General features: G+C 61.8%; 10 protein-coding genes. 8 read left to right on the top strand and 2 right to left on the bottom strand.

Annotated features, from left to right (window positions below):
- From JH25_RS28955 to JH25_RS23620, 8 genes are all read left to right on the top strand, one after another.
- Positions 1-677 (top strand): ATP-binding cassette domain-containing protein (locus JH25_RS28955; RefSeq protein WP_236648015.1); only part of this gene is annotated, 677 nt, incomplete at its 5' end.
- A gap of 9 nt (positions 678-686) precedes the next feature.
- A complete protein-coding gene (gene araH / locus JH25_RS23590) occupies positions 687-1,655 on the top strand; it encodes an L-arabinose ABC transporter permease AraH (protein ID WP_005787495.1) in 969 nt (322 codons plus the stop codon).
- Between the two features lie 675 nt (positions 1,656-2,330).
- The gene (locus JH25_RS23595) at positions 2,331-3,251 is read left to right on the top strand and encodes a substrate-binding domain-containing protein (RefSeq protein ID WP_032876455.1); all 921 of its coding nucleotides are present in this window, start codon (positions 2,331-2,333) and stop codon (positions 3,249-3,251) included.
- Positions 3,252-3,313: 62 nt separating this feature from the next.
- Complete coding sequence (locus JH25_RS23600) at positions 3,314-4,822, top strand: sugar ABC transporter ATP-binding protein (RefSeq protein ID WP_032876453.1); 1,509 nt, start codon at positions 3,314-3,316, stop codon at positions 4,820-4,822.
- Positions 4,788-5,780, top strand: a complete 993-nt coding sequence (locus JH25_RS23605) for an ABC transporter permease (RefSeq protein ID WP_032876450.1) — start codon at positions 4,788-4,790, stop codon at positions 5,778-5,780. Before JH25_RS23600 ends, JH25_RS23605 begins: the two co-directional genes overlap by 35 nt.
- A 27-nt stretch (positions 5,781-5,807) precedes the next feature.
- Entirely contained in the window at positions 5,808-6,899 is a 1,092-nt protein-coding gene (locus JH25_RS23610) for an alcohol dehydrogenase catalytic domain-containing protein (protein ID WP_032876446.1), read from the top strand.
- 4 nt (positions 6,900-6,903) lie between these two features.
- Positions 6,904-8,436, top strand: a complete 1,533-nt coding sequence (locus JH25_RS23615; RefSeq protein WP_032876443.1) for an FGGY-family carbohydrate kinase — start codon at positions 6,904-6,906, stop codon at positions 8,434-8,436.
- Between the two features lie 32 nt (positions 8,437-8,468).
- Positions 8,469-9,194 carry an SDR family oxidoreductase gene (locus JH25_RS23620; RefSeq protein ID WP_032876440.1) on the top strand — a complete coding sequence of 242 codons (726 nt, stop codon included), beginning with the start codon at positions 8,469-8,471 and terminating at the stop codon, positions 9,192-9,194.
- Here the strand turns inward: JH25_RS23620 and JH25_RS23625 are convergent.
- Both JH25_RS23625 and JH25_RS23630 read right to left on the bottom strand, forming a co-directional pair.
- Complete coding sequence (locus JH25_RS23625) at positions 9,191-10,195, bottom strand: LacI family DNA-binding transcriptional regulator (RefSeq protein ID WP_032876438.1); 1,005 nt, start codon at positions 10,193-10,195, stop codon at positions 9,191-9,193. The two genes, JH25_RS23620 and JH25_RS23625, sit on opposite strands and share 4 nt — an antisense overlap.
- 58 nt (positions 10,196-10,253) lie before the next feature.
- Positions 10,254-11,117 (bottom strand): LysR family transcriptional regulator, encoded by an 864-nt coding sequence (locus JH25_RS23630; RefSeq protein WP_005787511.1) that lies wholly within the window; start codon positions 11,115-11,117, stop codon positions 10,254-10,256.
- Positions 11,118-11,156 lie beyond the last annotated feature (39 nt).

The following is an 11,156-nucleotide window of genomic DNA, read 5'->3' as shown; positions in this document are numbered from 1 at the left end:
AGGTGCGCAAGGGCGAGGTCCTTGGGCTGTTCGGGCTGGTGGGGGCAGGGCGCACCGAGCTGTTTCGCCTGCTCAGTGGCCTGGAGCGCGCCAGCGCCGGCAGCCTGCAGCTGTGCGGGCAAGCCCTGCAATTGCGCTCACCCCGCGACGCCATCGCCGCCGGTATCTTGCTGTGCCCGGAGGATCGCAAAAAGGAAGGCATCATCCCGCTGGGCAGCGTCGCCGAAAACATCAACATCAGTGCCCGGGATGCGCACTCCACCTTTGGCTGGCTGTTGCGCGAAGGCTGGGAGAAAGCTAACGCCGACCGGCAGATCCAGGCGATGCGGGTCAAAACCCCGAACGCGGCGCAGAAGATCCTGTACCTCTCCGGCGGCAACCAGCAGAAAGCCATTCTTGGCCGCTGGCTGTCGATGCCGATGAAGGTCCTGCTGCTGGACGAGCCCACCCGCGGTATCGACATCGGTGCCAAGTCGGAGATTTACCAGATCATCCATAACCTGGCGGCCAGCGGCATAGCGGTGATCGTGGTGTCCAGCGACCTGATGGAGGTGATGGGCATTTCCGACCGCATCCTGGTGCTGTGCGAAGGCGCCATGCGCGGCGAACAACTGCGCGAGCACGCGACTGAATCCAACCTGCTGCAGCTGGCCTTGCCGCGCGGCCTGGCGAACTGAGAGAAGACCATGACCATTCAAAACAACGCGCTGCCTTCGGCACGCAAACCCCTCGATATGCGCGCATTGCTCGACAACTGGGCGATGCTGTTGGCGGCGGTGGGCATCTTCGTGCTGTGCGCGCTGCTGATCGATAACTTCCTCTCGCCGCTGAATATGCGTGGGCTGGGCTTGGCGATATCCACGGTGGGCATTGCTGCGTGCACCATGCTGTTCTGCCTGGCGTCGGGGCACTTCGACTTGTCGGTGGGCTCGGTGATCGCTTGTGCCGGTGTGGTGGCGGCGATTGTGATGCGCGATACCGACAGCGTGATGCTGGGCATCGGCGCTGCATTGTTGATGGGCCTGATGGTGGGGCTGATCAACGGCATCGTGATCGCCAAGCTGCGCGTCAATGCCTTGATCACCACCCTGGCGACCATGCAGATCGTGCGCGGCCTGGCGTACATCTTCGCCGACGGCAAAGCGGTGGGTGTGTCGCAGGAACAGTTCTTTGTGTTCGGCAACGGCCAGTTGTTCGGTGTGCCGGTGCCGATCCTGATCACCATCGTGTGCTTTCTGTTTTTTGGTTGGCTGCTCAACTACACCACTTACGGGCGCAACACCATGGCTATCGGCGGCAACCCGGAAGCTGCGTTGTTGGCGGGGGTGAACGTTGATCGCACCAAGATATTGATCTTCGCCGTGCACGGCCTGATCGGTGCCCTGGCCGGGGTGATCCTGGCGTCACGCATGACCTCCGGCCAGCCGATGATCGGCCAGGGTTTCGAGCTGACGGTGATCTCGGCATGCGTGCTGGGCGGAGTATCGCTGAGCGGCGGCATCGGCATGATCCGCCACGTGATCGCCGGGGTATTGATCCTGGCGATCATCGAGAACGCGATGAACCTGAAGAACATCGACACGTTTTACCAGTACGTGATTCGCGGCTCGATCCTGCTTTTGGCCGTTGTTATCGACCGTATGAAACAACGTTGATTCAAGCCTTCGGGAGATCAAATTTGGAAGGGGCGGTGCGACGATTCGACTTGCTCGCGAAGGCGGCCTCAGGGCCGACCGGGGTGTTGGATCAGACTGAGTACATATCCGTTATTTGGGTAACGGCCGCTATGGGTTCCGCCCTTACGGCGGCTCACTTTTGAACAGCGCAAAAGTAAGCAAAACGCTCTTGCCCCACCACTCGGCACCTCGCTTAGGCTCGGTGTGCCCGTAATTCGCCAGTGATTTGGGGGGCCGCCGCCACGCGCCATCCATGGCGCGGGGCGGCTAAACCGGCATCCCTGCCGGTTTACCCCCCAAATCCCTGTCGAATTCCGGCCAGCGTGGTTTAACGGGGCGCCTGAGATCAAGATCAAAAGCAGATCAAGATCAAGATCGGCTCGCTTCGCATCGTAGTTACCTTCGGCTGCTACAACCTACAAAATTGTGTAGATACCTGTGCTCCCACATGTTCACCGAGCACGGCCGATCCAGACGGGTGGGTGGGTGCCAAGGCCGTTACGAAATCAAGCTTGCCCTTGCCTGAACAAATCCACTGCCACGCTTCAAGCGACCAACGGGGGCTTGCGTCACCTCTGTTTAATTGTTAGCTTCTGGCAAAATGTTAACGATAACATTTGCTCTAACAATAAAAACAAAACAGAGACTCACGCCATGAAAATGCTCCCAAAAACCCTGTGTTTACTGGCTGTCGGCATCACCTTCGGTACTCAAGCCTTTGCCGCCACACCGCCCGCGCCCATTCGTATCGGCGCCTCCTTCCAGGAAATCAACAACCCCTATTTCGTCACCATGAAAAACGCTCTGGAAGAAGCCGGCGCGACCATCGGTGCCAAGCTGATCATCACCGACGCTCGCCACGACGTGTCCAAGCAGGTCAGTGATGTTGAAGACATGCTGCAAAAAGGCATCGATATCCTGCTGATCAACCCTACCGATTCGGTCGGCGTGCAGTCCGCCGTCAAGTCGGCCCACGCCGCAGGCGTCGTGGTGGTGGCGGTGGATGCCCAGGCGGACGGCCCGCTGGATTCGTTCGTGGGCTCGAAGAACTTCGACGCGGGCTTCCAGGCGTGTGAATACCTGGCGAAGACCATCGGTGGCAAAGGCAATATCGCCATCCTCGACGGCATCGCCGTGGTGCCGATTCTCGAACGTGTGCGCGGTTGCAAAGAGGCGGTGGCCAAGCACCCGGACGTCAAGATCGTCAGCATCCAGAACGGCAAGCAGGAGCGTGACCAGGCGCTGACCGTGACCGAAAACATGCTGCAGGCCCAGCCGACCCTCAAGGGTATTTTCAGCGTGAATGACAACGGCTCCCTCGGTGCGCTCTCGGCCATCGAAGCCAGCGGCATGGACGTGAAACTGGTGAGCGTCGACGGTGCGCCGGAAGCGATCAAGGCGATCCAGAAACCCGGCAGCCATTTCATCGCCACCTCGGCCCAGTACCCCCGCGACCAGATCCGCCTCGCCCTGGGCATTGCCCTGGCCAAAAAGTGGGGCTCTCAAGTCCCGGCCAGCGTGCCGGTGGACATCACCTTGATCGACCAGGCCAAGGCCAGGGACTTCAGCTGGTAAATCCCCAGGCCCCACGCAAACCGTGGGGCCCAGGTCTTCCTTCTGAGCGCGAGGTCGGCGGTATGAGCAGTCTTCTGAAGCTGGAAAACATCTGTAAGCGTTACCCGGGGGTACAGGCCCTCAAGTCCATCAACCTGCAAGTGGAGCGTGGCGAAATCCATGCCTTGCTGGGGGAAAATGGCGCGGGCAAATCCACCCTGATGAAGATCCTCGGCGGCGTCGAGCATCAGGACGAAGGGCAGATCCTCATTGACGGCCAGGCGCAGCAGTTCGCTACTTACCGCGATGCCATCGCCGCCGGTATCGGCATCGTGTTCCAGGAGTTCAGCCTGATTCCCTACCTCACGGCGGTGGAAAATATCTTCCTCGGCCATGAGTTGAGCAACCGCTTCGGCCTGTTGCGCAAACGTGAAATGACCGAGGCGGCGCAGGCGTTGTTTCAGCGTTTGGGGGTGAGTATCGACCTGTATTGCGCGGTCAAGCACCTGAGTGTGGCCGAGCAGCAGTTCGTCGAAATCGCCAAGGCCCTGGCTCTGGATGCGCGCTTGCTGGTACTCGATGAACCGACCGCAACCCTGACCCCCAGCGAAGCCGAGCTGCTGTTCGAGATCATGCGCGAACTCAAGCGCCAGGGCGTGGCGGTGATTTTTATCTCGCACCATCTGGAAGAGATTTTCCAGGTGTGTGATCGCATCAGCGTACTGCGCGACGGCGGCAATGTGGGCGTCACCGACGTGGCCGACAGCGATATCGACCGCCTGGTGGAGATGATGGTGGGGCGCCGCCTGGAGTGCAGTTTCCCGCCCAAGCCCACTTGCGAGCGCGGCCCGCTGTTGCTGGAGGTCAAAGACATCCAGCTGGTGCGCAATGGCCCACACAACAGCTTCCAACTGCACAAGGGCGAAATCCTGGGCTTTGCCGGGCTGGTCGGCTCGGGCCGTACCGAATTGGCCCTGGGCATGATGGGGGCGCTGCCGTCGGTGAGCAAAGAGGTGTGGCTGCGCGGCGAAAAAATCAGCCTTGACGACCCAGCCCAAGCCTTGGCGCACGGCATCGGCCTGCTGCCGGAAAGTCGCAAGAGCGAAGGGCTGATCACCGATTTCAGCATTCGCGAAAACATCTCCCTGAACAACCTGCCCAAATATCAGAACGCCTCGGGCCTGATCGACAAGGCCAAGGAGTGCGCCAGCGTCGAAGCGCTGATGCGCCAGCTGTCGATCAAGGCGCCCAGCGGCGAAAGTCGCGTGCTTAACCTCAGCGGCGGCAATCAGCAAAAAGTCGTGATCGCGCGCTGGATCAACCACCACTGCGAGGTGCTGGTGTTCGACGAGCCCACCCGCGGCATCGACGTCGGCGCCAAGGCGCAGATCTACGCGCTGATGCGCAGCCTCACCGAACAAGGCTACGCAATCATTATGATTTCCTCCGAATTGCCCGAAGTCATCGGCATGTGCGACCGCGTCGCCGTGTTCCACAAGGGCGCGATCGTCAAGGTCCTGGAAGCGTCCGCCGTCAATCCTCAAGAGGTCATGCGCCATGCAACAGGGGGCTCAAGTGAATACGTCCATTAACACCGCAAACACCGGCCGCTTGCGCCTGAATGTGGCACGGCTGCTGCGCTCGCCGGCGTTCTATCCCTTCGTCGGGCTGGTGGTGGTGACCCTGGTGATGATCCTTGCCAGCGACACCTTCCTCACCGCCAGCAACCTTTCCAATATTGCTCGCCAGGTATCGATCAACGCGATCATCGCGGTGGGCATGACCTGCGTGATTCTTACCGGTGGCATCGACTTGTCGGTGGGGCCGGTGATGGCGTTATCCGGCACGCTCACGGCCGGTTTGATGGTGGCCGGCGTGCCGCCCGGCCTGGCGATTGGCGCCGGGTTGCTGGTAGGCGTGGCGTTCGGCATCGGCAACGGGCTGTTCGTGGCTTACCTGCACATGCCACCGATCATCGTCACGCTGGCGACCATGGGCATCGCCCGTGGGTTCGGGCTGATGTACACCGACGGCTACCCGATTTCCGGGCTGCCGGAGTGGTTCGCCTTTTTCGGGCGCGGCAGCGTGTTCGGTATGCAGGTGCCGATCCTGATCATGTTGCTCACTTACCTGGTCGCCTATGTGCTGCTGCAACACACGCGTATAGGCCGCTACATCTACGCCATCGGCGGCAATGAAGAAGCGGTGCGTTTGTCCGGGGTGCGTGCGGCGCGCTTCAAGCTGCTGGTGTACGGCATCAGTGGCCTGACCGCGGCGATAGCCGGGCTGGTGCTCACCTCGCGGCTAATGAGCGGCCAGCCCAATGCCGGTGTGTCGTTCGAGCTTGATGCGATTGCCGCCGTGGTACTCGGCGGTGCATCAATCGCCGGCGGGCGCGGGGTGATCGTCGGCACCTTGCTTGGCGCCATGCTGCTGGGCGTGTTGAACAACGGCTTGAATATGCTTGGCGTATCGCCTTACGTACAGAGCGTGATCAAGGGCGGGATCATTTTGCTGGCGATCTTTATCAGCCGTCAGCGCCATCGATAAATACCTCATCACACAGGACCCAACACCATGGACAAGCACACCCACATGCAAGCCGTCGTCTGCCACGGCCCGAAAGACTACCGCCTGGAACGCATCGGCAAACCCCAGGCCCGCGCCAATGAGTTAGTGATTCGCATCGCTGCCTGCGGTATCTGCGCCAGTGACTGCAAGTGCCACTCCGGCGCTGCGATGTTCTGGGGCGGTGACAACCCCTGGGTCAAGGCGCCGGTGGTGCCGGGGCATGAATTTTTCGGCTACGTGGTGGAGGCGGGCGAGGGCGCCGAGGAACACTTCGAGGTCAAGGTCGGTGACAAGGTCATCGCCGAACAGATCGTGCCGTGCGGCAAGTGCCGTTTCTGCAAGTCGGGCAAATACTGGATGTGCGAAGTGCACAACATTTTCGGCTTCCAGCGCGAAGTGGCCGAAGGCGGTATGGCCCAGTACATGCGTATTCCCAAGACTGCCATCGTGCACAAGATCCCTGAGGCGGTGTCCCTGGAAGACTCGGCCCTGGTGGAGCCCATGGCCTGCTCGATCCACACCGTGAACCGCGGCGACATCCAGCTCGATGACGTGGTGGTGATTGCCGGTGCGGGCACCCTTGGCCTGTGCATGGTCCAGGTCGCCGCGTTGAAAACCCCGAAAAAGCTGGTGGTGATCGACATGGTCGACGCGCGCCTGGAACTGGCCAAGCAATTCGGCGCCGATGTGGTGATCAATCCCGCCCGTGACAACGCCCGCGAGATCATCAATGGCCTCACCGACAACTATGGTTGCGATGTCTACATCGAGACCACGGGGGTACCGGCCGGCGTCACCCAGGGCCTGGACCTGATCCGCAAGCTTGGGCGGTTTGTGGAGTTCAGCGTGTTTGGCGCCGAGACCAGCGTGGACTGGTCGATCATCGGCGACCGCAAGGAACTCGACGTACGCGGCGCGCACCTGGGGCCGTATTGCTACCCGATTGCCATCGACCTGTTCGAGCGTGGCCTGGTCACGTCCAAAGGCATCGTCACCCACGATTTCCCGCTGGACGACTGGGCCGAAGCGTTCGAACTGGCGAACTCGACCAAGTCGATCAAGGTGCTGTTGAAACCGGTGCTGCCCGCCCATGAGTAACAACATGAACTACGTCATGGGTGTCGACATCGGCACCCAGAGCACCAAGGCGCTGCTGGTGGATGCCCAAGGCACGATCATTGCCCAGCACAGCCAGGGCTATCGCGTGGATACCCCCAAAGTGCGCTGGGCCGAGCAATGGCCGCAGGTGTGGCTGGACGCTGTGCAAGCCTGCGTTGCCCAGTGCATGGCCAAGGCTGGCGTGCCGGCGGGGCAGGTCAAGGCGCTGTGCATCAGCAGCCTGTACGGCGGCTCGGGGATTGCCGTGGATGCGCAGATGACACCTTTGCACCCGTGCCTGATCTGGATGGACCGCCGCGCTGGCGAGCAGGTCGAGTGGGTGCGTGAGCATGTGGATCTGGAGCGGCTGTTCGCGGTCACCGGTAACTCGGTGGACAGCTACTACGGTTTCACCAAAATGCTCTGGCTCAAGCAGCATCAACCGCAAGTGTGGGCGAACACTCGCTACTTGCTGCCGCCCAACAGCTACATCAACTGGTGCCTGACCGGTGAGTTGGCGGTGGACCACAGCAGCGCCGGCAATATCGGCGGTATCTACGATGTGGCGGCGCGCAACTGGTCAGGCGAGATGCTGGATGCGCTGGGTATCGCGCGGTCGATGATGCCCGAGCGCTTGGTGTATTCCGGTGAGGTGGTGGGTGGTTTGCTCGCAGACTGGGCCACTCGCCTGGGCTTGCAGGCGGGCACGCCCATCCTGGCCGGTGGCGTTGACGCGGCCATGGCGACCCTGGCCGCAGGTGTCACCCAGCCGGGCAACCATGTGGCGATGATCGGCACCAGCATGTGCTGGGGCTACCTCAACCAGCAGGTGGATGCGCACCACGGCCTGGTCAGCATGCCGCATGTCTATAACGGCCACCGCGACCTGTACATCTTCGGCGGTGCGATCACCGCCGGAGCGTCGGTCAGCTGGTTTCGCGAGCAGTTCTGCCAGGCCGAAGAGCAGCAGGCCCAGGCAACCGGGCAAGACAGCCTGGTGCTGCTGGAGCAGAGTGCCAGGAAGATCCCGGCGGGCAGTGAAGGTGTGGTGTTCCTGCCGTACCTGATGGGCGAGCGCAGCCCGGTATGGGACGACCGCGCCAGCGGCAGTTTTGTCGGGCTGAACCTGTATCACAGCCGCATTCACCTGTACCGCGCGGTGCTGGAGGGCGTGAGTTTTGCCCTGCGCCACAATATCGAGGCAGGCACCCAGGGCGCGCATTCCCTTGACCCGCGTTTGATCGTGGTGGGTGGGGCGAGCCATTCGGATTTGTGGATGCAGATCATTGCCGATGTCACCCGCTACCCGGTGTACACCATTGTCCAGGAGGTTGAAGCGGCTTTGGGCGCGGCGTTGCTGGCGGCGCATACGGTGGGGTTGGTCAGTGATGAGGCGATGGACACAGGCTGGGTGCAACTGGAGCAACGGGCGCAGCCCAAGCGCGAGAATGTCATGGCCTATGACCGGGCGTTTACCGAGTACCTGAAGCTGTATCCGGCCCTGAAACCGATCATGCACAACCTGCAAGCTACCTGACTCAACCTTCATTGTTCTTGAGATTTTTATCTATGAACGCAGTCTTCAACTTCACCCACCAGCGCATCCTAGTCACCGGCGCCAGCAGCGGCATCGGTCGCGAAATCGCGCTCCAACTGATCAACAGCGGCGCCGAAGTCTTTGCCCTTGGCCGCGACGCCCAAGCCTTGGCCGAACTGGGCTGCTACTCCCTCTGTGTGGACATTGCCGACAGCGCAGCCCTCGATAAAGCGCTGCAAGACCTGCCGCCCCTGCACGGCCTGGTCAACTGCGCCGGCATCTCGCGCCTGGAGCCCGCCGCCGCGATCAGCGCCGAGGCTTTCGACCAGGTAATGAACGTTAACGCCCGTGCCGCCGCCCTGGTGGCCAGCCGTGTCGCGGCCAAGATGATCGCGGCAAACATTCCTGGCAGTATCGTCAACGTCTCCAGCCAGGCGTCGTTGGTGGCGCTGGACGACCATCTCGGTTACTGCGCCTCCAAGGCCGCCCTGGATGCGATCACCCGCGTGCAATGCGCCGAATGGGGCCGCTTTGGTATTCGGGTAAACAGCGTCAACCCCACGGTGACGCTTACGCCGATGGCAACCATGGCCTGGTCCGAGCCGGCTAAGCGCGATCCGGCATTGGCGGCAATTCCCCTGGGGCGTTTTGCGCAACCCTCGGAAGTGGCGTTGCCGGTGCTGTTCCTGCTCAGCGATGCCGCCAGCATGATCAGCGGCGTCAGCCTGCCCATCGACGGCGGTTACACCAGCCGCTAGCCGTTCTCCAACTGGCCGGCGATGACCACCTTGTCCCGCGGCTTGTACGGATCTTCCAGGCGATCGAGCAGCAAACGTACCGCGCTGCTGCCAGCCAGTGACGCGTCGTGGGCCACGCAGGCGATCGGCACGCCAAAGATATCGGCGAAGGGCAGGCGGTCGATGCCGCAGATGGTCAGGCTGTCATGGGGGATGTTGTGCATGCGCAGTGCGCGCAGGGCGCCGAGGGTGATCAACTGGTTAAAACCCATGATCGCGTCCGGCGCCGAATGTTCGGCGAGGTAGTCCAGGGTGTGCAGGTAGGATGGCATCAGCGTGTAGTCGCCCGCCTGCACTTCAACGTGCACCTGGGGATGCTCGGCCAGCACTTCGCGCAAGCCTTTGAGGCGCTCCACGGTGATGCGCGAGTGCTCGGGGCCGGTCAGCACCAGCAGGCGCTTGAGGTGCGGCGTCTGGCGCAACAAGTAGTGCGCGGCCTGGATGCCGCTGTGGTAGTTGTCGAGCACCACGCGGCTGAACGGGCTGTCGTGGATCGTGCGATCCAGCAGCACCACAGGGGTCTTGCCGTTACCCAGGCGTTCCAGGTAGTCGGGCTGGTAGCTGGGCTCATCGGAGACCGGCGACAGGATGATCCCCGCCACGCGGTAACCCAGCAGCGTATCGACCGCCTTGCTTTCCAGTTCTTCCAGTTCGTCGGTGTCCACCAGCATGATGGTGTAGCCGTGTTGTTTCGCCTCGCGGGAAATGGCCTTGATCATTTCGCTGTAGAACGGGTTGTCCACCGAGGCGGTGATCACGCCGATGATCAGGCTTTCACTGCGCTTGAGTCCGCGCGCGAAGGCGTTGGGCACGTAGTCGAGTTCGCGTGCCACTTCGAGGATGCGCGCCAGGGTGGCGGGTTTTACCAGGTCAGGTTTGCTCAGCGCCCGGGACACGGTGATGGTGGTCATGCCGACCCGTTTGGCAATGTCGCTGATGGTGACGGACTTTTTCTTGTTCATCGGTAAGGCTGCGAGAGAACACATCAGCAGGCTAGCATGTGTGCAGGCCCAGTGTGATTCAAATCAGCGGGTCCCAGCGTTGCGACCAGTCACCTTCAGCCTTGACCACCTCGCGCAGCAACGCCAGCGCCTGCTGCAACACCGCCGAATCCCGCGCCCGCGAATACACCAGGTAAGTCGGGAAACTGAACTCCGGCGCCTTGGGCACGCGCTGCATCACGCCACTGTCCAGATAGCTTTGCACCACCCGCGTGCGGAAATACCCGGCGCCGCCGTTTTCCAGGATGTACTGCAGCGCCAATGGGCCCAGGTTGAAACTCACGGCGGCACGTGCGCGGTCGGGCAGGGCGGCGTCATGCTGCTGGCGGAAACCCTGGCCCCAGTCGATATACACATAGGGCTCGGGTTTGCTCGCCAATTGCACCAGGATCAGTTTTTCTTCCAGCACTTGCTCTACCTGCAAACCTGGCCAGTACTGCGGCTGGAACACCAGCGCGGCATCGAGCACGCCCAACTCCAGTTGACGCAACAGGTACTCGCCCTCGCGAATTTCGGTACGCAGTGCATGTCCGGGAATATGCTCGCGCAGCGCCTTGGCCCAACCGAGCATCAGCGGGTTGCACAGGCTGACCTCACCGCCGATATGCAGCACATTGCGATAGCCATCGGGTAACGGCAGGTCACGGCGCGCCGCTTCCCAGGTTTGCAGCAGCTGGTTGGCGTACACCACAAAGGCCTCGCCATCGGCGGTCAGGCGTGCACCGGCACGGTTGCGGATAAACAGCGTGCTGCCCAACTGGCTCTCCAGGTTCTTGACCCGGGCGGTGATGGCGGTCTGGGTGACGTGCAGTTTCTCCGCCGCTGCGGCGAGGCTGCCGCAGCGGGTGATTTCGAGGAAGGTGCGTGCCAGTTCGATGTCCATGAAGCCCCCCGGAAGATGAATGGAGGGCATTGTAGTGGA

This window comes from Pseudomonas sp. BRG-100, from assembly GCF_000737955.1.
Taxonomy (GTDB): domain Bacteria; phylum Pseudomonadota; class Gammaproteobacteria; order Pseudomonadales; family Pseudomonadaceae; genus Aquipseudomonas; species Aquipseudomonas synxantha_A.
The sequence above is the reverse complement of the archived record's forward strand: the minus strand, read 5'-3'. Positions and strand labels throughout refer to the sequence as shown.

Bases quoted from the DNA above. Each gene is read 5' to 3' on its own strand.
- JH25_RS23630 (WP_005787511.1), bottom strand. From the start codon at position 11,117: ATGGACATCGAACTGGCACGCACCTTCCTCGAAATCACCCGCTGCGGC.
- araH (WP_005787495.1), top strand. From the start codon at position 687: ATGACCATTCAAAACAACGCGCTGCCTTCGGCACGCAAACCCCTCGAT.
- JH25_RS23625 (WP_032876438.1), bottom strand. From the start codon at position 10,195: ATGAACAAGAAAAAGTCCGTCACCATCAGCGACATTGCCAAACGGGTC.
- JH25_RS23610 (WP_032876446.1), top strand. From the start codon at position 5,808: ATGGACAAGCACACCCACATGCAAGCCGTCGTCTGCCACGGCCCGAAA.
- JH25_RS23605 (WP_032876450.1), top strand. From the start codon at position 4,788: ATGCAACAGGGGGCTCAAGTGAATACGTCCATTAACACCGCAAACACC.
- JH25_RS23615 (WP_032876443.1), top strand. From the start codon at position 6,904: ATGAACTACGTCATGGGTGTCGACATCGGCACCCAGAGCACCAAGGCG.
- JH25_RS23620 (WP_032876440.1), top strand. From the start codon at position 8,469: ATGAACGCAGTCTTCAACTTCACCCACCAGCGCATCCTAGTCACCGGC.
- JH25_RS23600 (WP_032876453.1), top strand. From the start codon at position 3,314: ATGAGCAGTCTTCTGAAGCTGGAAAACATCTGTAAGCGTTACCCGGGG.
- JH25_RS23595 (WP_032876455.1), top strand. From the start codon at position 2,331: ATGAAAATGCTCCCAAAAACCCTGTGTTTACTGGCTGTCGGCATCACC.